Below are 24822 nucleotides of genomic sequence, written 5' to 3'. Positions count from 1 at the left end.
AAAATGCTCTGCGGTGTGCGGATGTATTTAAGCGGCTAGCCGCAGGTGCTTAAAGCCAGATTTTCTCAAGCTCAACCCACTGTTTATCGAATTGCGCGGTTGGTTTTGCTTTAAAGTCACTTCTGACAAACTGGTTCATCTTACCCTCAACAAAAGCTAAGAATAGGTTAGCCAGAACACTTTCTTCACTCGTGAACGCCTTACCTTCTCTCAATTTACGCTCTCTTAATACTTGTTTGAATTGTGTCTCAAGCTTTTCAAATAAGCTTTGCACTCGTTCACGTAAACGTTCTTGCTCACCTTGTAGTGCGTCACCCGTTAAAATACGTGTTATCCCAGGGTTTTTCTCTGCAAAGGCGAGAAGTAGAGTAAGAATGTTGTAGATCCGGTTACGAGTTTCTTTTTCGTTTTCTAGGATTAAATTAATGCGTGACAGCAACGTATCTTCGATGAACTCAATAAGCCCCTCAAACATTCTCGCTTTACTTGGAAAGTGGCGGTAAAGCGCCGCTTCTGAAACCCCGACTTCAGCAGCGAGTTTAGCTGTGGTGATACGCTGTCCCGGGCTGGTTTCCAGCATTTGTGCGAGTGATTGAAGAATTTGCTCTTTGCGATTACTACGTTTTGTCGCTGGCATGAAATTTCCCTTATTTTTCTAATTGTTATATTGTTTTTGCCGGGTTTATTAAGCACAGAGAGTGATGCGCAGAAGTGCAAACCCCGACTCGTTTACACGTTATCGGGGTATCATGTTAATGTTTTATTCAGTTTCTTTCCAGTCTTTTACATGAAGGTTATTTTATCTTTTCGGCAATAGCTTGCATGACAGTGAGTGCTAACTCTTTTTTGCTAGAGTGAGGGAGTTCAAGTCGGTCTTTTTTCCAATATAGGGTCAATGTGTTGTTATCAGAATTAAAACCACCTGTACTATCCGACACATCATTCGCACAGATCATATCCAGCCCTTTATTTACTAATTTTCCTTGCGCATATTCGGCGACATTCTGCGTTTCAGCTGCAAAGCCAACGGTATAAGGACGCGACTGTTTTAGTGCTGCGACAGTGGCGATGATATCGGGGTTTTTAACCAATGTTAGTGTGATTTCTTCGCCTTGCTTTTTAATCTTTTGCTCGGCAACGGTGGCTGCACGGTAATCAGCCACCGCAGCACAGCCGATAAAAATATCCGATTGTACGGCATATTCGAGAGCGGCCTGTTGCATCTGCTCAGCACTTTCTACATCAACTCGAGTAATTCCGGTAGGGGTATTCAGTGAAACCGGGCCTGCGATCAGATTTACGCTTGCACCTAAGGCTTTTGCCGCTTCAGCGAGGCTAAATCCCATTTTTCCCGAACTGTGATTGGTAATAAAGCGCACTGGATCTAACGCTTCGCGTGTTGGTCCTGCGGTGATAGTTACCGTTTTTCCTGCTAATACTTGCTCAGTAGGGCGAAGTGCAGCTAAACACAGTTGCACCAACTCATGGGGTTCAAGCATGCGTCCTGCGCCTACATCTCCGCAAGCTTGCTCGCCTTTACCGGGTCCCCAGATTTGGACATGGCGTGAAGCTAATGTATTGAGGTTTGCTTGAGTCGATAGATGTGCATACATCTGTTGATTCATTGCCGGCGCCACAGCAACAGGCGCGGGAGTTGCGAGCAGTAATGTGGTCAGTAAATCATCTGCAATACCCGCCGCCATTTTGGCGAGGATATTTGAGGTCGCTGGAGCAACCAGTACTAGGTCTGCCCATTTTGCAAATTCGATATGGCCCATTGACGCTTCAGCTTGTGGGTCAAGCAAAGAGTCAGAAACGATTTCACCAGAGACCGCCTGCATTGTCAGTGGCGTAATAAAGTGCTTGGCAGACTCAGTCATCACCACTTTGACATCTATTTGCTGTTCTTTTAAGCGGCGAACGAGTTCTGCGCATTTGTAAGCAGCGATACCACCGCTGATCCCAAGTAAGAGGCGTTTATTTCTTTGCATGTTTGTTATATACGATCACAGTATCAATAAACTAAAGATACCACAGTCTGTGTTTGCTTTTGAATAATCGTGATCTCCCGCTAAGCTTAATTTAGTCAAGGAGACATACAAAGATAAGGAATAGTAGGATGCAAATATCAGCCTTACCCAAATCCGCACGACCAAGAGAGAAGTTGATTGAGCAAGGCCCTGAGGCGTTATCTAATGCTGAGTTATTGGCTATCTTTTTACGCACTGGGATCAAAGGCTTAAATGCCATAGAGCTTGCCGAATCCTTGTTGCAAGAACAGCAAACTTTACAGCGTTTATTCAATGCCTCGTTAGAAGAGTTCTCAGCGTTAAAGGGCTTAGGCGTTGCTAAATACACTCAGTTACAGGCAGTTTTGGAGCTGAGTCGGCGTTACTTAAAAGAAGAGTGCTTAAGAGAAACGGTATTTCAAAATCCGACAGCAGTACGTGACTATTTGAGTGCTCAACTACGAGGGCTTGGGCATGAAGTGTTTATGGTGCTGTATCTAGACAACCAAAATCGCCTGATAAAGGATGAAGTGTTGTTTCACGGTACGATCAATGCGGCTTCGGTTTATCCAAGAGAAGTAGTAAAGGCGGCACTCAAATACCACTGTGCAGCCGTGATTTTCGCCCATAACCATCCATCGGGCGTGGCAGAGCCCAGCGAAGCGGATAAACTTATCACGAAAAAATTGCAGCAAGGCTTAGCATTGGTTGATATTAATGTGCTTGATCATTTAATCGTCGCTGGAAGTCATTGTATTTCGTTTGCCGAACGAGGACTGATTTAAGCTGAGTTCCTGTTTTATCAGGTGGGTTTAGCTTTCTCAAGCTGTCCTTTTGAATTGAGCAAAAGGGAATGGAGCTTGATCACCCAGCTTTTACTCGACGTGTGAGGTAGCTGGTGGAGTATTGCTGCCCAAATATGCACATAAGCACGAAAATTAAACAGTCAAAATCACCATCGACAAAGGGCCAAAAAAGAAATTTGCTCGTTAAATCAGCATATTTGTATAAATTTTATAAATTAGTTCAATTTAAATGCAGTTTTTACTTTCCTAGTGGGCTTCGGATCATTATAATTGGCCGCTATCAAATTTACCCATGAGCTGATTTCAGTAGGATCAGATCCTTGATCTCTGCCTGTAGATACTGTATAAAGAGCGCCCTTTGATTTTACCTAGGGCACGCAGTTAAAAGGCCTTTAAGGGAAAATTAAGCTCGAGCGAAGTTATTGGAGATACATAGACATGTCTAAAGTCTGTCAAGTTACAGGTAAGCGCCCAGTGGTTGGTAACCACCGTTCGCACGCGCGCAACGCTACTAAGCGTCGCTTCCTACCTAACCTACAAACACACCGTTTTTGGGTTGAAAGCGAAAAGCGTTTCGTTTCTCTACGCACTACTACTAAAGGTATGCGTATTATCGATAAAAAAGGCATCGACGCGGTATTAGTAGATATCCGTGCTCGCGGCGAAAAAATTTAAGGAGCTTAAATCATGCGTGATAAGATCCGTTTAGTTTCAACTGCTGGTACTGGTTATTTCTACACTACCGACAAGAACAAGCGTAACATGCCTGAAAAAATGGAGATCAAAAAGTTCGACCCTAAGGTTCGTAAACACGTGATCTTCAAAGAAGCGAAAATCAAGTAATTCGTTTCAAGAATCAATAAAAACCCAGCCTAGGCTGGGTTTTTTGTTTTTGTACTTTAATTTTTCACGGTTATTTGCCAAAGCTCACCACTCGGTTTTTTCAGTTCACTAAAGACCACATCGCCATTTTGCAATATATCAAACTGTCCAATAAATCGTTGTGGTGGGGCAAAATACAGCTTTTCTTGTTTAGTCTTCAGGTCAAATCGCCAGATACTCTTGGCTTTTTCATAGTAAAGCGCATTATCTCTGAGCCGCCAATTCAGCCAATTTCTCACTGGTACATCCGTCACAACTACAGACTCTTGCCCGTCTTCCAGTTGCCAAATTCCGGGTTGTGTAAACTTGGTAAAATACAACACATTATTAAGCTTGTAGCCACTGTAGCCGCCTTGTGTTGTAAGCTGCTGATGTTGGTTTGTTATTAGATTTAAAGACCATAACTGCCAACTACCAGAGCGTTCACTGCTGTAAATGATTTCGTTGTTATCTTGGCTGTAATTGGCAACGTAAGGCTTAAGCTCAGAACCTATTAGTTGTGTTGTTTTTTGGCTGTTGATAGCAAACTGGTAAATAGCGTCTTGATATTCATACAGTATTGTTGAGGCATCGTGGTTAAGTTGAAAGCGCTGAAAATTAAATATGTGAGGCAAGTCAACTTGAGTGTGTTGTTGTGTTTCAGTGTCGATAGACCATAAAGCGGAATGCGCGCCGTGATCTGAAATATACCAAACTCGCGGCATTTGATTTGCGCGAGGTAAGCGATTCAATGCCTGATTATCAACAAGTGGTGAAAAGGTTTGCTCCGATACGTCGAAAAGGTGAATTAGGCTAGTTAACTTATATTGGTTAAAGAGCAGGGTCTCATTGCTATCTTGTAATACTAGGCTTTCGATTGGTGCTGTGAGCTTGTGAAGCAGTTCTGCTTTACTCGATTTTATATCAGCGCGATAAACGCTACTACCTGCGGCAAAGTAAATATATTGCTCACTGGCAGACCAAGTTAGTGCCGTGAGATTATAAGGTAACTTAACGGTGCTCTTTACTGACATTTTTGGGTAATCGTACACCGTCAGTTGGTGCTTATCTTCTCCAAGATAGCGTGCGACGACGAGTTGGTCTTGGGCCGTGGATAAACTAAATAGATGGTCGCCTCTGAGGTTTCCAGAGGTTGGTGGAAGTGTTAGCTGAATATGCTGTTTAGTATTCAAATCGAAGCGATATAGGCCGTATCCACTGTGTATATTTGTGCGTTTTCGATAAATGATTTCGTGCGTATTTGCGCCCCATATTAGTTTAATGTTTTCGATAGGTTGGCAAGAGAATAGCATCGTGTGCTGTGCCTGCGTGATATCAAATTGTTTAACGCTACAGCCATTATCATCGTCAATATAGGCGATGTGTTTGCCGTCTGAACTCAAGGTTTGTGTGCTGATGTTGCCAGAAAACAGCTTTCTATGTTGCTCTCTGTGATTGAGCCACAACTCCGACTGCTGAGTGTCGGTAGGATGCAGGTAACTAAAGCTTTTATATTTTGGCACGCTACTTAGCTGCAGCTCGATACCGCTCTGACTCGTCAATTTTTGTGGCAAAAGTGGTTCGTTATTGTGCGCTGGCTGGATTATCTGAAAAGCAACAAATGCGCACACACTGGTAATAAGGAGTGAAGCACCCAAAAGAGGCGCTATTCGGGAACTGATCTTATTTATTGTTGCCGGAGTATGGCTTGTGACAGCGGGAATAAGACGATATCCGAGGGTAGGGATAGTCTCTATATACTCAGTTTTATCATCTAATTTATTTATATGCTGGCGCAATGCCGACACGGTTTTATTGATTGCGCTCTCTGTGATCACGCGACCTTGCCACACTTCTGCAATGAGCTTATCACGCGAAACAACATTACCGTCTGCTGCAATTAAGGTTAGTAGCAATAAATATGGCTTAGGCTCAAGTCTGATGGAGTCTGTGCTACTCGTCAGCGTTCGATTAACCGTATCAAACCGAATGGCTGCAATCTCATAGCGCATTTATTATCCCTTTGATTGTATTGTTTATATTTATTGGTAAGGAATTCCTCACAACGATTTCATGTGAATTCGTCGCGCCTTTTTTCAAAGTATTTAGAGTACATGAAAACAATAAAATAGGAATGGCCAACATGACAAGTCGAATGTTTTTAAAACAGGCGTTAGGTTTAACACTCGCAGCTTTAGTCGCGGGCTGTGGCAGTAGTAGCGACAGTAAAAAGGCGTCAAGCAATGACGATAGAGTGTTAAAGCCCATAAGTGGTTTAGAGGTTCATCAACTCAGTGAGCGTTACTATTATATGAAGCCGGTTGAAAAGCCACATAAAGCGTACAAGTTGATATTGGCATTTCATGGTTCTGGTGGCACCGCTTACGGTATGGCAGGTTTAACTAAGTTACATGAGCAAAGTGATGATTATATCGTCGTTTATCCCAAGTCAAAAAACGAAGAGTGGAATGAAGGCTGTGGTTGCAACAAGGCGCATCGTTTAGGTGTAGATGACTTGGGCTTTGTTGACCAAATAATTGCGGAAGTAAAGGCCAAATATAATGTCATTGACGGTGAAGTTTATGCGACCGGTTTTTCTCAAGGCGGGTTATTTGTTCAAAACTTATTATGTAACCGCTCGGAGGTGTTTAATGCAATAGTTACGGTTGCAGCGCCTATGTCTTATCAGTTGGGTGATAGCTGTAACTTTACGACACCTACAAACTACCGAATTATGCATGGTAAAGCAGACTCAGTACTACCCTATAATGGTAAAAGTGACGCGAATTTTGGGTTACTCTCGTCACCTCAAGCGATTAAAATTATTGCCAACCTAAATTATGGAGCAGCGCTATCTGTTGATGAAAAAATCGCAAATGGCGTCACGTTAACTCATTACCCTAGTCGCAATATTCAAACGCAATTAATTAGTGTTGAAAGTGGGCTGCATAGTTGGAATTTGCCACCGGTTCAAACCACCCAATCAATAATGGCTTTTTTTGAATCGACAAGTCGCTATGTGCTGCCCCAAGGCTCTGATCTTATCGCAGTAAACAACGATTATTACCATGTTCGGCAATTAAAGCGGCATGCTGATAAGCCAACCGTAGTTATGCTTTCGGGGGCGAATAGGCATTTTCATAGCGACAGTGCTTGGTTCGCGTTACTACAGCCATACTTAGCAGACAGTTTTAATGTCTACGTTATTGATAGGCTAGGGCAGGGATTAAGTGGTGTTCATGACATGCCTTCCATGAATAAATTTGCAAGCGACCTGCCCGTGCTATTTGAAAAGCTCAATCTCAGTGATGTGCATTTACTCAGTTACGCAAATAGTAACTCGGTGCCGCTGATTGCAATGCAACAATCTGGGGGTTTTAATCAAAAGATAGCCAGTATGTTGTGGTTAGACCCGGATATCTTGCTGCCACACTCTATCGCTCAGTATCAAGGTTACCCTGTTGATGTTTATAGAGAATACGGACAAGACTTGATAGATCATGTTGCTGCAGGTAATTGGCAAGAAAAGATGGATGGCAAAATAGCTGAAGAGCGGGCGCATATTGAAGCGCTGCTTGAAGGAAGTGAGTTTGCAGATTATATGGATTGGCAATATTTTAATCATATAATGCAAACCCGTCATAGTATTGATGCCCAACTTACTCGAGTTCACGAAATGATGAATTACCATGACGACTTGGAATTGGTGAGAAACTGGCAGCCGGATAGCAGTATTCCGATTTCAGTGATAGACAGTGAGTTTGAAAAACTAGATATCGCGAATGCTGATACAGAAGAGGTGAAAGCCAACCTAATAAAATGGGAAGTGGAGGGCCGTAAATGGTCACAAGAAGTTGCTGAAGCTAGTGGTGGGCAGTACTTACCGATCACTTCCACGGAACACCTGATCCCCTTTACGCATCCTGAGCTTATTAAGCAGGCATTGATTGAACTTGCTAGCAAGTAATGACTGCTAATCTACCATTATCAAACCCAACTAGTTGATGTTAAACCTCGCTTCCTCAGCCAACGTACTGTGTTGGCTGAGGAAGCGAATGCACCAATACCAATTTGTCTTAATACTTGCTCAATTTGAAGAAGCGAACCTGACGCTAACTGTGTTAAAAATTTCTTATTTAGAACAACTAAATAGCAAATTTTTTGCGTTGCTGACATGGTTCAGGGTATCTATAAAAACAATAAGTTAACTAATCCGCTTTGTCCAAACTGACACAGTGTTGAGCTCTCGACGGAAGAACAGCAATCTTTAAATTCATTGCTACACTTAGTTGTAATAGAAGCTTGAGAGTGGTTGCTAGCAAGTATCGAATTAACTTAATACATGCTCCAGTAGAAGCAGAAAGCTTCGCGCTAACAGCATTGATATTTCTGGTTTAGACGGCTTGAATAGCAGAATCAGTGTCTTGTATGAGTAAATTATCCTCCTCTATTAAAGGTTGATAGTGAGTTAAGCGAAAAGGTGCAAGATGCAGCTTTGTCCATAATGGTGGTTTTTATTTTTCTTATAGTAAGTAGTAAGAAAATAATGCCTTTTTTAATTGGTTAGTGATGAAATCGATCTGTAAACCTTTTATTTTCTCTCTTTTGTTTTTTTCTCTAGTAAAGAATCCCGTTTATGCAAACGATGATCTAAGTACAGCTCTATTCAGAATGGGTGAGCTGCACTTTGAACGACTGGATACCGAAAGCTTCCCTAGTAAGACAATTTCTGCTGTCTTTCAAGATAAAGCTGGGTTTATTTGGTTTGGGACACAAGAAGGTTTAATGAAATTTGATGGGTATGATTATACCTTATTCAGGAAAGATCAAAATAATAAGAATTCATTGACCGCAAATTACGTCGATACCATTTGGCAAGCACCTAATAATAATATCTGGTTGGGGACATACAGTAATGGCGTTTCAATTTTTGATGTTGAAAAAAAGAAGTTCATAAACCTAAGCGCTTCTGATGATAGCCCCTATAAGCTGCTTGGGAATAAAGTGTACAAAATATCAGGTCATGATTCCGGGCTCGTTGCGGTTGCGACAAAAGGCGGAATTACAATTATCGACTTAAATAATGGAGAGACGCTTGATATTACTGAAGTTAAAGGGTGTGACAGTAACTACAGTAGCAATTTTGTAAGGTATGTTGTTTGGCAGTCGGAATCAATATTGTGGGCGGGAAATGAAGACGGATTATGTAGGTTAAAAATTGACGTTAGTGAAAAGCATTTTTCGGGAACGAGTATACCGGAATTTAATGGGTACTATGTTCGTTCACTACTTTTAGATGAAGAATACCTTTGGGTTGGTACTGCGAATAATATTGCGAGATTAACACTCAATGACAATAACATTCACTTCGTCATTAACGACACAAATACTGGCCCACTTACGACTAAACCTGTAATGGATATCTTAAAAATCCACAATGATGAGATGTGGGTGTCAACCTTTGGCAATGGGATCCACATAATAGATCGCAGTACATTGCGGCTACTCGAAACATTAAACAATGACCCCAGTAACTACTCCACAATATCTTTAGACAAAATAGGTGAAATGATCCAAGACGTCTCTGGGATCATTTGGGTTGGTACTTGGGGGGCTGGTGTTAACAAGCTGAATAGAGGGAATCAAACTATCAGGGCACTGAAGTATAGCGCAGTCAAGGGAAAGGGGCTTAGCTTTGATAATATTTTAGCATTAACCGTAAGGAAAAACGGAGAATTATGGCTGGGTTCTGGAAGTGGCAAGTTACAGGTGGCGTCCCCTCACAGTGGCAAGGTGAAATCAGATGCATTCTTTAATGCGAGGAATCAAGCTGAAATATATGGTATGTCGGAAGATAGAGACGGAGACTTATGGATTAGTACGATAGATAGCGTCTATCTTTATAACCCTGAATTGACCCGACTTGAGAGGGTGCTTGGCAATGACGAAGAGCAAAGTGTTATTTATGAAGGAGTCTTTATTGGTGATGATAACGTTGTATTGATCAAAAGTAGTAGGGGGTTATTGGAGTACGACAAAGGCTCAAAGGTACTATCGAACGTGCCTCTGACAGAAAAGCTAGGTATTGTCGTGATGGCAAAAGATGAGCAGGGAGGATATTGGATCGGCACTGAAACTGGGCTGTACCAGTTAAGTGAAAATTACCGTTCTTTGCTAGCAATTAACGAACGTACAGGCACCGCAAGTGGCTTAGGCGAAGCTCCAGTGAACAGCTTACTCATTGATAGTAATGATATATTATGGGTTGAAAGCGACGATGGTATATATCAACTAATAGAAAGAAACTCGGGAAAATATTATTTCGACAGTGTAAATAAGAAGCTAGGCCTTGATAATACGCACCTTGGGTCAAATTTGCTTCAGGATCGTCGTGGGAGGGTTTGGACCAGTAAGTTTATCATTGATACTGAGCGCTGGACATTTAATAAATTAAAAAAAGCAGCTGGTTGGGACATCGGGGAGCACTGGAATGGAAGTCGCTTCCAATCAGAATCCGGTTTAACCGTCAGAGGAGGAAGCAAAGGAGTTATTCTCTCTTTTCCAGAACAGTATGAAGGAAATTCGTATGAACCTGAACTTGTTTTTACCCGAATAAGTGCTGACGGTGACGAGTTAAATACTGAGTCTAACAGGCTAATGATAGACAGTGATGTTAAAACGCTAGATATAGAGTTTTCTGCACTTGATTACTTTCAGCCGTCACAAAACCAGTACGCGTACAAGCTTGAGGGGTATGATGAAAGCTGGCGCGTTGGTACAAACCGAAAAGTAACCTACCCCCGCCTACATGGTGGAGAATATCGTTTTATTGTAAAAGGCAGTAATAGTGATGGCGTGTGGAGTAAAAAGCGCTTGGAATTAACGATAATTAAGGAACGAAAGTTTTTTGAAAAAACGAGTACTAAAATTGTGCTCGTGTCGCTATTCATATTGCTAGTCTATTTTGTTAATAGCCTTTTTAACTGGGTAAAGGTGAAAAAGCTAAAAGAAGAGCAGCAGAGATTAAACAACCTAGTTAATGAGCGAACAAAGGAGATAGAGAAGCTAGGGCTGATTGGAAAGAGGTTAACCGCTCATCTGGAGGTTCAAGAAGTAGTTAAACAGCTTTACAACAATATATCGAGCATAATGGATTGCTATGTGTTTTTGGTTGGGATTATCAATGAAGAGAAAGAAACACTTGATTATATTGCGAGTTATGAGGATGGACAAGAGCTACCTTACCGTAGTTTAGAATTGAGAAAAACCGACAGGCCAGGTCCATGGTGTGTTACAAACAATCAGTTGTTTTATGCTGAGAATGGTGAAGAGCAAGCACAAATTCTAGGTAAGCGACCCGAGCCTATTGCAGGAGCGAAATGTGAGTCGATTATTTACTTACCTCTTGAAATTAACAATCTAGTCGTTGGATGCTTGAGTGTTCAGAGCCTGCGTAAACGTGCGTATGACGAAAATAGTATACAAATTCTTCTCACTATTGGCGCTTACGCTGCGGTCGCACTGAACAATGCTCGTACTCTTAACAGTTTACTCGAAACTCAACAGCGACTTGCAGAGTCTGAAAGAATGGCCTCAATTGGCCACTTAGTTACGGGTGTAGCACACGAAATGAATACTCCAATAGGGGTAGCACTAACCTCGAGTAGTATTATTGGAGATCAGACTAAGACTCTGCATCAAAGGATGGAGAATAAAAAATTAACACCAAGTCATCTTAACCAATTCATCATGTCAGCGATGGAAAGCAACAAGCTAATCGAAAGCTCATTAAATCGCTGTAGCGAATTAACACGTAAATTTAAAGAGATTTCCGTCTCTCAGCTATATTCCGAGTCTAAAGTAATAGAATTACGCGAGTTTCTATACCGAGTATTTGAGGGGTACGAAAAGCAACTTGGATTAAAAAATATAAAAAAATATATAGACTGTCCGAGCTGCAGTTTTGAAGTAGATATCAATATTCTCACGCAGATATTCAATAACTTAATCTTAAATTCAATTACACATGGGTTTGCAAGTATTAACCAAGCACAAGTTGAAGAACAATGGATTAAAGTACAAGTTGAGTGTTCACACAAAGCGCTGCACATTACATTTTCAGATAATGGCGTGGGGATGACTGCTGAGACAAAAGAACAAGTATTTACGCCTTTCTATACCACAAAAAAAGGTGCAGCAGAGCACACAGGGCTCGGAATGAGTATCGTATATAACTTAGTTGTTTTTGCCCTGAAAGGCACACTATCGGTTGAATCTGAAGCCAATAAAGGGTGCATATGCTCAATTACACTGCCTATGAACTAAGACAGAAATAAGAAACGCGAGTATGCTGCGACTCGCGTTTTATTTCTAAAAGATAATTTGATAATTAAATCAAGTTATTATCGCATAGTAACAAACTCTTCGGAGCCGGTCGGGTGTATCGCGACTACCGAGTCAAAGTCTGCTTTGGTTGCGCCCATCTTCATTGCGACGGCGAAGCCTTGGATCATTTCATCTACAGCAAAGCCGATGCCGTGTAGACCCACTACGGTTTCTTCTGGACCTGCGCATACTAGTTTCATGCGGCATGGTTGGCGGTGTTGAGTGACTGCGGTGTACATTGCAGCAAAGGTTGAGGTATAAACCTTGATATTATCTTTACCGTATTTTTCTTCCGCTTCTGGTTCCGTTAGGCCAATGGTGCCAATCGGTGGGTGGCTAAAGACGACGGTAGGGACTAAATCGTAATCCATTTTTGCGTTTGGCAATTCCGGATTGAATAGGCGTTCTGCTAGCATTCGACCTGCTTTCACGGCAACAGGGGTCAGCTCTATGCCACCATCCATAATATCACCGAGCGCGTAGATACCTTTGGCTGTGGTGTTTTGCCATTCGTCGACTTTAATATGACCACTTGGCGTGGTCTCTACGTCTGTCGCAGCTAGGTTGATAAGATCTGTCATTGGCTCACGACCAATAGCCCAGATCAGTTTGTCTACGGTGTACGACTCACCGTTTTCGAGGTGTAAGGTGACTGAACCATCCTCTTCTTTGGTTACTGACTTCGGTACTGCGTGAGTGTGCAGCGTTGGACCTTCTTTTTCCATTACCTCAGTTAAGGTTTCAACCAAGATAGGATCAAAGTTACGAAGCGGAGCGTGCTTACGAACAAATAGGTGGGTTTCCGTGCCTAAGCTGTGCAACACGCCTGCAAGCTCTACCGCAATATAACCCGCGCCTACAACAGCTACGCGGCGAGGTTGCTCTCTCAGTTCAAAAAAACCGTTTGAATCGATGCCGTGCTCAGCGCCAGGAATGTTTGGAATAGTAGGGCGGCCACCTACAGTAATATTGATATGATCGGCGGTGTAGTGCTCACCGTTGACTTCAATGGTGTTGTTATCAACAAACTTGGCAAAGCCATTAATCACCGTAACGCCGTTTTTTGCTAGGTAACTGTTGTAACCTTGGTGAATACGGCCAATGTAGGCTTCGCGGCTTTCCACTAACTTGCCCCAATCGAAGTTTTTGAGTTCAACATCAAAACCATAATCCGGTGCGTATAGTTTAATTGCTTCAGCAACCTGAGCACCGTGCCACATCGCTTTTTTTGGAACACAGCCCACGTTTACACAAGTACCGCCTAAGTGCTTTGCTTCTATTAGTGCCACTTTGGCACCTCGCATCGCCGCTCGGTTTGCCGACGCGATCCCGCCGCTACCGCCACCGATTGCGATATAGTCAAAATGTTGAGCCATAAAAATTCCTCGCCAATTATTTGTTTTGCTTAAAGCCTACTACTTTAAATAGCACAAGTGCACAACCGAAGACCGATATTAAGCAAAAATCTGTTCAGATACTTGTAAATGCGGTCATTCACCCTTATTTCAACCTCAATATTAGATTAGAAAATAAAGAGCGTGCCCATGAGTAACCCATTAATCGGGCTAGAAGGATTGCCTCCTTTTTCGAAAATTAAGCCTGAACATATTGTTGAAGCATTAAAATCTGCCATTGCGGACTGTCGTGAAACTATCGACACTGTTTTAGCGCAGTCGAATTATACTTGGGACAACTTTGTACTACCGCTGGAAGAGGCGGACGATAAACTTAGCCGTATGTGGTCACCAGTCTCACATATGCACTCAGTGGTCAATTCCGAAGCGCTGCGCAAAGCGTATGATGAGTGTTTACCATTAATATCTGAATATTCGACTTACTGTGGCCAGCATCAAGGGCTATATGAAGCCTATAAAGCGGTAAAAGAGTCACCTGAGTTTGGCAATTTAACGATTGCTCAGCAAACGTCGGTGGATAACGCACTGCGCGATTTTCAACTATCGGGTATCGCGCTTGAACCAGCTAAGCAAAAACGCTATGGCGAGATTGTGGCGCGACTGTCGGAGCTCGCCTCAAAGTTTGGCAACAACGTCATGGATGCCACTCAGGCATGGCAAAAGCATATCACTGATGAGTCTGATTTAGCTGGGCTACCTGAGTCTGCCTTAGCACTTGCCGCTCATACAGCCGAAGCCAAAGGGTTAGAGGGCTGGGTATTTACTCTAGATATTCCTTCTTACCTCCCTGTGATGACCTACGCAGATAACCAAAAGCTCCGCGAAGAGGCTTATCGTGCGTTTGTAACACGTGCCTCGGATCAAGGGCCAAATGCTGGAGAGTTTGATAACTCAGCGATTATGCATGAAGCACTTACGCTTCGACACGAACTGGCTCAGTTGCTTGGTTTTTCTAGTTTTGCTGAAAAATCACTGGCAACCAAAATGGCGGAGACGCCAGAGCAAGTGTTTAAGTTCTTAAACGACCTTGCTGCTAAGTCAAAACCGCAAGCCGAGCAAGAAGTGGCAGAGCTACGTGACTTTGCGAATAAAGAGCACGGTGTAACTGAGTTAAAACCTTGGGATTATGCATATTATGGCGAAAAGTTAAAACAAGCTAAGTATGCGATTTCTGACGAAGCACTGCGTCCTTACTTCCCTGAGCATAAGGTACTTGCTGGTTTATTTGAAACGGTAAATCGCCTGTTTGGGATCCGTGTAAGTGAAGTCAAAGACGTTGACACTTATCATCCAGACGTACGCTTTTTTGCTATTCATGATGAAAGCGGCGAGTTGCGTGGTCATTTCTATCTCGACCTATATGCCCGTGAACATAAGCGTGGTGGCGCTTGGATGGATGACTGCGTGGGCCGAAAAGTACGCGCAAATGGTGAGCTGCAGACTCCTGTCGCTTATTTAGTGTGTAACTTTAATAAAGCCGTTGGCAAAAAACCTGCGCTATTTACCCATAATGAAGTAACCACCTTGTTCCATGAGTTTGGTCACGGTATTCACCATATGCTGACGCAAGTGGATGCAGCCCCAGTTGCCGGTATTAATGGTGTAGCATGGGATGCGGTTGAGCTGCCAAGTCAGTTTTTAGAGAACTGGTGCTACGAAGAAGAAGCGCTGAACTTTATTTCAGGACACTATGAAACCGGTGAGCCGTTACCAAAAGAAATGTTAGACAAGCTACTCGCTGCAAAGAACTTCCAATCAGCCATGCAAATGCTACGTCAGTTGGAGTTTTCGTTGTTTGATTTTCATATTCACGCAGACTTTGAGCCACACACAGATTGCCAAATTCAAGCAACGCTTAACGCGGTGCGTGAACGTACCGCTGTTGTTAAAGCCCCTGAATTTAATCGCTTCCAGCATAGCTTTAGCCACATTTTTGCTGGTGGTTATAGTGCGGGCTACTACTCTTATAAGTGGGCAGAAGTGCTGTCTGCGGATGCGTTTTCTAAGTTTGAAGAAGAAGGGATATTCAATCCGCAAACCGGACGTGAATTTATGCATCACATTCTTGAAAAGGGTGGTTCAGAAGCGCCGATGGTGCTGTTTACTCGCTTCCGTGGTCGAGAGCCAAAAGTAGATGCGTTACTACGCCACAGCGGGATTGCCGCCTAGTTATATTTCCACTCCAAGCGCCTTCTTATGAAGGCGTTTTTTTTGTCTTAGAAAGTGTGACTTTTTGTTAGCAAATTCAATATCTCTGACTATTCTATAAAGATATGAATTAATAGGGAAAGTCACATGACGAAACTGGTTCTTGCCATTGATGATGACAAACTCGTCCATCACATTGTTGATGAGGCGCTATCTCGTACGTGCAAAATATTACATGCGAAAAATGGTGAGGAAGGCTTGCGATTGGCTAAAAAATATCGTCCGGATATTATCTTGCTTGATGTCGAAATGCCCGGTATATCGGGCTTTGAGGTATGTGAGCAACTTAAAAAACAAGACGACACCACTGAGATCCCGGTCATGTTTTTGTCTTCTCGAGCAGATATTTCAGAGCGGATGCGGGGCTATAATGCTGGTGCCGCGGACTATATAGTCAAACCCTTTAACGCCGAAGAGTTACTCGCGCGTATTAATGTACTTGATGACTACAGAAAAACCTCTTCGCAGCTCAAACAAGACGTACAGCGTGCCCAAACTACAGCCGAAATTGCCATGACCGATTCTGGTGATATGGGGCGCATTATGCGCTACGTTGGGCAATCGTATCACGCGCATGATCTCAATACCTTGAGTACTCATTTTTTAGAATTTTTTATGCCGATGGAGCTCGAGGTTGCGGTAGCCTTTTGGTATCACCAAGACGCGATGTTTTACTCCAGCGAAGGGGCGATTCAACCAATAGAACAAGAACTATTCGAGAAACACAAAGATGGCAGCCGCTTTGTTGATTTTGGTCGCAGGACCATTATTAACTATCCGAAAGTTTCTTTGCTGATTAAGAATATGCCCGTAGACGATGTTGCGGTTTATGGTCGATATAAAGATCTGTTTCCGCACATACTAGAAGCGACGGATGCCAAAATCAGAGATATGGAAGTCAGTGAAGATGCGCTCAATAAAGTGGAACATATCGGCCAAGTATTTGCTGAACTGAGCGAGCATTTAAGCGGCGTTGGCGATCATTACAGCGGCAAAGTGGCTGAGTTTCAGACGGTGATAGAAAGCGACAAGCTTGCTGCCTTAGCACCAAGCGAACGAGAGCGACTGCAAGAACTCTATGAGCATTTTACTTATTTAAGCGATGAGCTAACTATAATAAAATACAAGCTAGGAGAAGTGACAGAGGTGCGTCAGCAGCTTATAGAGAGTTTAAACAAAATAGCGAAGCCTTGGGGTGAGGACGAAGTGGCGTCGCAGGCTGATATTGAACTGTTTTAAGTCACTGGATAATCAAAGACACTAGAAAAGGAAAGGGGTATACTGCCACGGTTGGTAATCCTTGGGAGCTTAGCTTGTATATTCACACCCCTTTTGAAGAAAACAGATCCTACCTAGATACGCTAACTAAGCTGTTTAATTTATCCGCCCTTACTATTAACGAGGCGGAGTTTCAATTGGTCTATGATGAACTAGGCTTACAATTATTCAAAAAAGATGAACCAAAGCTCGGCGCTATTCGGGTTGATTTTGTGACTGGCGCAGTCGCTCATCGACGCAAATTTGGTGGTGGTAAAGGGCAAGCAATTGCTAAAGCGGTTGGCTTAAATAAAGGTGCTGTGCCTACGGTACTGGATGCGACAGCAGGACTTGGTCGCGATGCCTTTGTACTTGCGTCCATGGGCTGCAAAGTTGTGTTACACGAGCGTAATCCGGTAGTCGCGGCGCTGTTATATGATGGATTGCAACGCGCCTATCAAGATGCTGAAATTGGCGAATGGGTAGCGTCAACTATGCGATTAGAGTTTGGCTCTAGCCATGATTTGCTAGAGCAAGCGGATTGGCGTCCGGATGTGGTGTATCTTGATCCTATGTTTCCACATCGTGAAAAATCGGCGCAAGTGAAAAAAGAAATGCGCGTATTCCAAGACTTAGTTGGTAATGACTTGGATGCGGATGCGCTGCTGCCTTTTGCTTTGCAGTTAGCCACAAAAAGGGTAGTAGTAAAACGTCCAGACTACGCTGGATTTTTAAATGATAAGACGCCAAGTATGCAAATAAAAACTAAGAAAAACCGCTTTGACGTATACGTTAATGCCGCAATGAAATAGCACATCATTACCTGATTTAATTTTGTTCAGTAGATATCTAGATGGATATACGTAAAAAGTATGATTTTGTACTATTGCATAGAAAAGGTAACCAGATTTAATCAAGTTGTCATAAATCCTTAATACTCTTGCGGAGCATTTTGATAAAGGGGTTGTGATTCTATGCGCGTGTCTACATTTACTCGACTATTGGCAATATTATTGACCACTGCGAGTATTCTACTTGGGGCGAGCCTGTTTTGGGCGAGTCAAGTATTAACTGAACTTGATGCGCAAGACGCCGCTTACAATCAAGTTAAAAATGCGGTGATCATTGAGCTTGAAGGTACAGTAGAAGATTACTTGAGCGCGGGCGATAGTCAGTATTTAAGCCAAGCCGATGAACAAATCAAAGCATTACAGCAAAGTGTGGAACAGTTACCACCAGCGCTTGCTGAGCAACTTAAAATTAAACTCACACAACTACAACAAGACATTGCAGGTAAATACCGAGCACTCGGCAAGCTTTCAGGTAATGAACTTGCGCTTTTGGATAATGCACTAAGGCAAATGTCAGGCTCAGCATCGAGTCTCGTCAAGTATGCAATTAAAGCACAAGATAGTGCCGACAAAGAGTCCTACTTTAATCTCGCCTCAGACTACTTTAGCGAAGTCTCGAATTTGAGCTTATATACCTATCAATTAGTCATGGCTTACGAACAACAGACCGAGCAGAGTTTGATGTCGAGCTTAAGTCGGTTGCAGGATATTGCCGCGCGAATAGACAGACTTGAAAACTTAGGGGTAATGAGTGAAGTAGACGAAGACGAGCTATTTTTAGGCGCAGAAGCGGAAGACTTAGCGCTAGAAATAAAAGCGGAGCTTGTGAGTTGGCCAAAACGTTATGCCCGCGACTTAGAAAATACTTTACAGCAGTCTAAACAGCGTCAAGCAGGCATGTTGGCGCTGCGTGGTGATATTAAAGCAATCTCAGAGAATATCCTGCAAGCTGAAACCAACTTAACAACAGAGCAGGCCGACGTTAAAACCAATGTATTTATGCTGTTTGGTGTGGCTATTGGGTTACTCGTACTCCTTGCTGGTGGTGTGTACTTTGTGCAGTTTAATCAAGTACTAACTCCGTTAAGGCAATTGCGCGATGGCTTTGCGCAGCTTATCGAAAGTAATGAGCTGCGCAATATCGAAAGTAAAAACCAAGACACCGAAATCGGGGAAATTGCGAGTTACTTTAATCAGTTAATCGATAGGCAGCGAGCAGAAGCGGACGAACGATCTGAAATGCTTAGTGTGATCAATACCTTTATGGAAGAGATGAACACTAACTTAGCGCAGATCTCAGCACAAGCAGGAGACACCTTTGAGCAGGTGGAGCAAAACCAAGCACAGCTTGACTCGCTTAGAGCGCTTGGGGCGGATGCCAATCAAATCAATGCACAAGTCGCTGACAATGCTAACAACACCTTTGAAGCGATGACACAAAGTGTGTCCTACGCGGATTCTATGTTAAGCGCTTCATCGACTACGCAAAAGCGGGTAGAGCAGGGGTTAGAGAGCTTAAATGAACTGCTAAATGGTGTTTCAGATGTGAGCAAAGTAATTGATATGATCAGCTCCATCGCAGAACAAACAAACCTGTTAGCGCTCAATGCTGCGATTGAGTCAGCGCGCGCAGGTGAGCATGGCCGTGGTTTTGCGGTCGTTGCGGATGAAGTGCGAAAGCTCGCACAGCAAACACAGGCTTCATTGACTGACATTCACCAGCAATTAAATGCCTTGAGTGATAATTCAAACAAGGTGTCGACTCAAATCTCAGCCTTGGCAGACGAGGCACAGCAGCAAACTGGGCATGCACAAGAGTTGAAACGCAATTCCGAAGGTGTGGCAGAGAGCGCTCAAAGCGCCAATCAAGTCGCCGCCCATGCAATGGATCTTGCCAATCAGCAATCAGATCTCTTAGATACCTTTGGCCACGCCATGGATAGCATGAAAGGTCAGGTTAATAGCTCACATGAGCAAGTACAGCAGATCCAGCAAAGCCTTAAAGAGAAAATGCGGGAGATCAGAGGCACCTTAGGTCTGCAGTAATCAGCATTGTGGCGTAGGTCGAGATTTATCTCGACAGCATAAGCTAAAACGTCGGAGCCGCTTCACGCGGCGAGCAGGTAAAAGATCGCGAGGTAAACTCGTTCCCACCAGCGAGTGCCGTAGGTCGAGATTTATCTCGACAGCATAAGCTGAAACGTCGGAGCCGCTTCACGCGGCGAGCAGGTAAAAGATCGCGAGGTAAACTCGCGCCCACCAGCGAGTGTTGTAGGTCGAGATTTATCTCGACTACTGTAAGCTGAAGCGTCGGAGCCGCTTCACGCGGCGAGCAGGTAAAAGATCGCGAGGTAAACTCGTTCCCACCAGCGAGTGCCGTAGGTCGAGATTTATCTCGACTACTGTAAGCTGAAACGTCGGAGCCGCTTCACGCGGCGAGTAGGTAAAAGATCGCGAGGTAAACTCGTTCCCACCAGCGAGTGCCGTAGGTCGAGATTTATCTCGACAGCATAAGCTAAAACGTCGGAGCCGCTTCACGCGGCGAGTAGGTAAAAGATCGCGAGGTAAACTCGCACCCACCAGCGAGTTTTGTAGGTCGAGATTTATCTCGACTACTGTAAGCTGAAACGTCGGAGCCGCTTCACGCGGCGAGTAGGTAAAAGATCGCGAGGTAAACTCGTTCCCACCAGCGAGTGCCGTAGGTCGAGATTTATCTCGACAGCATAAGCTAAAACGTCGGAGCCGCTTCACGCGGCGAGCAGGTAAAAGATCGCGAGGTAAACTCGTTCCCACCAGCGAGTGCCGTAGGTCGAGATTTATCTCGACTACTGTAAGCTGAAACGTCGGAGCCGCTTCACGCGGCGAGTAGGTAAAAGATCGCGAGGTAAACTCGTTCCCACCAGCGAGTGCCGTAGGTCGAGATTTATCTCGACAGCATAAGCTAAAACGTCGGAGCCGCTTCACGCGGCGAGCAGGTAAAAGATCGCGAGGTAAACTCGCTCCCACCAGCGAGTTTTGTAGGTCGAGATTTATCTCGACTACTGTAAGCTGAAACCACTCTACAAAACAATTAAAAAAGGCCGCAAATGCGGCCTCTCGTTGGGGAAAGAAGGCTCAATCAGAGCCTACTAAATTTTGCTTATGGCTTGTACTGCGCGTCTAACGTTAGACCCGAGAACGTACGGTAAGCATTAATGCTTAGGTGCCATGTACCCGCTTGCGGATTAGTGATTACACAAGTCTCGGTGTTACCACCTTCATATGGACGACAGTCATAGCTGCTTGCTGTTGGCTGTGAGCCAAACTTAACGAATAAGTCAGCGTCACCTGAGCCACCAAATGTTTTCACGGTGAAGTCACTCATACCTTCAGGTACTTCGATTGTGTAGTGAACCCACTGACCGCTTGAAGCTGAAATATCTTCAATTGTACCGCCACCTGCTTGTGGACCACCGGTGCTAGAACCCGAAGTTGCCGCAACTAAACTTACGCCTGAATAAGCTTTATAGCCGTTAATCATTACATGGTATGTACCAGCTTGAGGTGCGTCAAAGCTACAAACTTCGGCATTACCGCCTTCATATGGGCGACAGTCATAGCTGCCTGAAGTTGGTTGACTGCCAAGTTTTACATAAAGGTCAGCATCACCTGTTCCACCGCTCATCGTGAAGGTTACATTGGTTTTTCCAGCAGGTACGTCAAAAGTGAAGAATTGATTGCTTCCAGCCGCACCGCTTAAGCCTGTTTTTGCTACGCCATCTTCAAGCGTATTACCTGTAGGTGGTGTGACAACATCGCCTAAAGCTTCATTTACCGCAGCGGCTGCATCCACAACACCCGTACCGCAGTTTGAACAGCTACCAGCGAAGCTACGTGTAGTGTTTTTCAAGATAGTTTCTACTTCGTCAGGCGTAGCAGATGGTTTTGCTTGCTTGATTAGCGCAGCAACACCCGCAACGTGAGGTGCCGCCATAGACGTACCTTGTGAGTAATGGTAGCTATCATTTGAAGGTGCACCAGAGCCTGAGTTATGCGTAGACAAGATACCTTCAGGATCATCAGCAAAACTTTGAGCGCCACCCGGTGCTGCAACGTCGATGTTTGCACCATAGTTTGAGTAGTAAGCACGGCTACCATCACGACCTACAGATGCTACGTTTACTACGCCATTACAGTTACCTGGGTTGTAGTTTGCTGAGTTATCATTGTCGTTACCTGCTGCAATAACAATTACCGTACCGTTGTTACGCGCTTGGTTGATAGCATTTTGTGTCGTTGCGCTACATGCTCCACCACCACCTAAACTCATGTTGATAACATCAGCTGGGTTGGCATTTGCTGGTACACCAGATACAGAGCCGCCAGATGCCCAAATGATGCCGTCAGCGATGTCAGAAGTTAAACCACCACATTTACCAAGAACACGTACAGGTACCACTTTAGCGTCGTAAGCAACACCAGCTACACCTTCACCATTATTTGTTACCGCGGCAACTGTTCCCGCTACGTGCGTACCATGCCAGCTTGAGTTTTGATCTGCGCGTGGTACAGGTTGACCTGAAGAGTCAGTTCCACATTCACCGCGAGTGACTGCATCACCAGGGTCACGAGCATCGTTGTCACGTGCGCCACCATCGTTAGCAACAAAGGTATTAGAGATCATGTCATAGCCAGGTAAGATATTCGCATTCAAATCTAGGTGCGGACGATAACCTGTATCGAGTACGGCAACAACAACGCCCTGACCCGTTGCTTTATCCCATGCAGCAGGGGCATTAATGCCAGCAGCAGCTTCGTAGTAATGCCATTGATCGTTATAACGAGGATCGTTAGGCGTTGCGAATGGTTTTAGCATTTGGTCAATTTCAATGTATTCAACATTACCAGAAGCCATCACTTCGCTCATGAACGCCTGTGCTTCTTTTGCTGAAAGCTTTTTGTCAGCACGCATAACGTGGTGATTGCTAAGTGCCATTGGGCGTACGTACTGAGCGCGAGCGCTCGCTTTACTGCTCTTAAAGGCTTGTACAAAGCTTTCTGCACGTTGTTGCATTTTAGCAGGAGCAAGATCCGCAGCTGAAAGGCCCATCATTTGCGAACTAGCATCTTTGTACTTGATGATGAACTGTGTACCAAGCGTGCTTTGTGATGATAGTTTTTGTGCCGTTGCTGCAAGCGCTGCATCTTGGCCGATTGATTGTGCTGGTGCGGCTGTAACTGCTGTTGCAGTGAATAATGCACTCACCGCGACGCTTAGTGCTGCGCGCTTAAAGTTTTTATTGATTGTCATAATGTTTCCCTAGTTTCTAACTTGTTGTTCAGCTGTTAACAAAAAGCTGATGGTCAGTGAAAGTAAACTCCTAGTTAAAAAAAAGAAAGCGCTGTTTTGTTATTTGCACTAATTTTTTAGTTATATGTGGACGGATAGATAGCTATATAAAATTCTTACTGTATTGTTTTTAGTTGATATTTTTCATTTTTGTGAGTATCCGAATAAATTTCAGTTACATTGTAAATGACTGTAAACAAAATAGTGTTTGTAACTTTGTGAAGCATTTGTGGCTACTAGGGTGGACTCAGTATTGGTACTAAAGTGTGGATTTTTATGTTTTTTCTAGTTGTATATTGTTGGTTTTTGGTGCTTGAAAAATAATATTTCTGACATGATGTTTACAAGTGTTTAAAATGCAGGCTGAATGCTACTGGTATTTGCAGCTGTGATTAGATGAAGAATCTAGGTATAATTTTCGCTTGGTCACGATTTTGTCGTTTAAAGCTAAACTGTTGGCAAAGCGACTGGTGTAGAAATCTTAGATAAAGAGTTGAGTGAGTTTATGCAACAAATAGAGGTAGTCGTTATCGGCGCAGGTGCTGCAGGATTGATGTGTGCTGCACAGGCAGGATACCGAGGGCGACAAGTTGCAGTGGTTGATATGGGGAAAAAACCTGGTCGTAAAATTTTGATCAGTGGCGGTGGCCGCTGTAACTTTACCAATGAAAATGCTTCACCTGCTAACTATCTATGTAAAAACCCACACTTTGTAAAGTCGTGCTTGAGCCGCTATACCCAACATGACTTTATTGAACTGGTAGACCGCCATGGCCTTGCATACCACCATAAAACGCTTGGGCAGTTGTTTTGCGACAATAGTGCGCAAGACATTGTCGATATTCTTCTTACCGAGTGTGACTGGGCGGGCGTGTCACTCCATTTACGTCAAGAAGTATTAGCGGTTGAGCATCAAACCGATGGTCGCTACTTAGTCAAAACCACAACTCAAACCTTCAACTGCGAGTCAGTGGTGATCGCCGCTGGTGGCTTAACCATGCCAAAACTTGGTGCGACGCCAATCGGCTACAAAATAGCGGAGCAATTCGGCTTAACGGTATTACCAACCACGGCAGCGCTTGTGCCATTTACACTCCATGATCACGACAAAGCACGCTTTGATGGTTTGTCTGGTATTAGCGTAGATAGTCTAGTGACCAGCGAAAGCGATATCCAATTTAGAGAAAATATTCTCTTTACTCACAGAGGCTTATCTGGCCCTGCAGTGTTGCAGATCAGCTCATTTTGGAAAGCCGGTGAGTTTGTTAATATTAACTTACTACCAGACTTAGATGTGCAAGCACAACTTCATGAGTGGCGCAGTGAGCAAGGGCAAAAGAGCCTGAAGAACCTGCTTTCGACCATCTTACCAAAGCGCTTTATTGAAGCTTTAATCAGCGACGGCAGCATCCCAGATAAAAATGCCAACCAACTCAGCCACACTGAGATTGAAAAACTCACCGAAACCCTCACTAGCTGGAAAATAAAACCAAATGGAACAGAGGGTTACCGCACCGCAGAGGTTACGTTAGGTGGTGTAGATACCGACGAACTAAGCTCAAAAACCTTCGAAGCTAAAAAACAAAAAGGCCTGTACTTTATCGGCGAAGTTACCGATGTCACCGGATGGCTCGGGGCTATAACTTTCAGTATGCTTGGAGCTCCGGTTGGGCATGCGGACAGGCTTGTTAGCGATTTCTT

The 24822-nt window shown here is 43.9% G+C and carries 14 protein-coding genes and 1 pseudogene; 10 read left to right on the top strand and 5 right to left on the bottom strand.

Features of this window, described 5'->3' with window-relative positions; translation table 11 throughout:
• Positions 1–49: 49 nt before the first annotated feature.
• Entirely contained in the window at positions 50–637 is a 588-nt protein-coding gene (gene slmA, locus B1L02_RS16660) for a nucleoid occlusion factor SlmA (RefSeq protein ID WP_010376740.1), read from the bottom strand.
• A gap of 157 nt (positions 638–794) precedes the next feature.
• Positions 795–1991: a bifunctional phosphopantothenoylcysteine decarboxylase/phosphopantothenate--cysteine ligase CoaBC gene (gene coaBC, locus B1L02_RS16655; protein ID WP_088531919.1), complete on the bottom strand. Its 1197-nt coding sequence runs from the start codon at positions 1989–1991 to the stop codon at positions 795–797.
• A 128-nt stretch (positions 1992–2119) separates the two neighbouring features.
• Between coaBC and radC the strand changes: the two genes are divergently transcribed.
• The 3 genes from radC (at position 2120) to rpmG (ending at position 3658) form a co-directional block, all read left to right on the top strand.
• A complete protein-coding gene (gene radC, locus B1L02_RS16650; RefSeq protein WP_010605891.1) occupies positions 2120–2794 on the top strand; it encodes a RadC family protein in 675 nt (224 codons plus the stop codon).
• A 459-nt stretch (positions 2795–3253) separates the two neighbouring features.
• Positions 3254–3490 (top strand): 50S ribosomal protein L28, encoded by a 237-nt coding sequence (gene rpmB / locus B1L02_RS16645; protein ID WP_010605890.1) that lies wholly within the window; start codon positions 3254–3256, stop codon positions 3488–3490.
• 12 nt (positions 3491–3502) lie between these two features.
• Positions 3503–3658 carry a 50S ribosomal protein L33 gene (gene rpmG / locus B1L02_RS16640; RefSeq protein ID WP_010364212.1) on the top strand — a complete coding sequence of 52 codons (156 nt, stop codon included), beginning with the start codon at positions 3503–3505 and terminating at the stop codon, positions 3656–3658.
• Positions 3659–3714: 56 nt separating this feature from the next.
• Here rpmG and B1L02_RS16635 read toward each other — a convergent pair whose 3' ends face one another.
• Entirely contained in the window at positions 3715–5688 is a 1974-nt protein-coding gene (locus B1L02_RS16635) for a winged helix-turn-helix domain-containing protein (RefSeq protein WP_088531918.1), read from the bottom strand.
• Positions 5689–5819: 131 nt separating this feature from the next.
• On the opposite strand from B1L02_RS16635, the gene B1L02_RS16630 reads away from it, so the two are divergent.
• Together B1L02_RS16630 and B1L02_RS16625 are read left to right on the top strand one after the other, a co-directional pair.
• Positions 5820–7643, top strand: coding sequence for an alpha/beta hydrolase (locus tag B1L02_RS16630; RefSeq protein WP_088531917.1), 1824 nt, complete (start codon positions 5820–5822; stop codon positions 7641–7643).
• Positions 7644–8245: 602 nt separating this feature from the next.
• Positions 8246–12001 (top strand): two-component regulator propeller domain-containing protein, encoded by a 3756-nt coding sequence (locus B1L02_RS16625; protein ID WP_088531916.1) that lies wholly within the window; start codon positions 8246–8248, stop codon positions 11999–12001.
• A gap of 77 nt (positions 12002–12078) precedes the next feature.
• Here the strand turns inward: B1L02_RS16625 and gorA are convergent, their stop codons facing one another.
• Complete coding sequence (gorA, locus tag B1L02_RS16620; RefSeq protein ID WP_088531915.1) at positions 12079–13437, bottom strand: glutathione-disulfide reductase; 1359 nt, start codon at positions 13435–13437, stop codon at positions 12079–12081.
• Positions 13438–13605: 168 nt separating this feature from the next.
• Between gorA and prlC the strand changes: the two genes are divergently transcribed.
• From prlC to B1L02_RS16600, 4 genes are all read left to right on the top strand, one after another.
• A complete protein-coding gene (prlC, locus tag B1L02_RS16615; RefSeq protein WP_088531914.1) occupies positions 13606–15645 on the top strand; it encodes an oligopeptidase A in 2040 nt (679 codons plus the stop codon).
• A 126-nt stretch (positions 15646–15771) separates the two neighbouring features.
• Positions 15772–16923, top strand: a complete 1152-nt coding sequence (locus B1L02_RS16610) for a response regulator (RefSeq protein WP_088531913.1) — start codon at positions 15772–15774, stop codon at positions 16921–16923.
• Positions 16924–16997: 74 nt separating this feature from the next.
• Entirely contained in the window at positions 16998–17753 is a 756-nt protein-coding gene (locus tag B1L02_RS16605; RefSeq protein ID WP_088531912.1) for a class I SAM-dependent methyltransferase, read from the top strand.
• A gap of 162 nt (positions 17754–17915) precedes the next feature.
• Entirely contained in the window at positions 17916–19838 is a 1923-nt protein-coding gene (locus B1L02_RS16600) for a methyl-accepting chemotaxis protein (RefSeq protein ID WP_088531911.1), read from the top strand.
• 1093 nt (positions 19839–20931) lie between these two features.
• Here the strand turns inward: B1L02_RS16600 and B1L02_RS16595 are convergent.
• Positions 20932–23082, bottom strand: a complete 2151-nt coding sequence (locus tag B1L02_RS16595) for a S8 family peptidase (protein WP_088531910.1) — start codon at positions 23080–23082, stop codon at positions 20932–20934.
• A 544-nt stretch (positions 23083–23626) separates the two neighbouring features.
• Between B1L02_RS16595 and B1L02_RS16590 the strand changes: the two are divergent.
• Positions 23627–24813 (top strand): annotated as a pseudogene (locus B1L02_RS16590) (NAD(P)/FAD-dependent oxidoreductase).
• Positions 24814–24822: the final 9 nt, after the last annotated feature.

The organism is Pseudoalteromonas piscicida (assembly GCF_002208135.1).
In the GTDB taxonomy this organism is placed as follows: domain Bacteria; phylum Pseudomonadota; class Gammaproteobacteria; order Enterobacterales; family Alteromonadaceae; genus Pseudoalteromonas; species Pseudoalteromonas piscicida_A.
The sequence above is the reverse complement of the archived record's forward strand: the minus strand, read 5'-3'. Positions and strand labels throughout refer to the sequence as shown.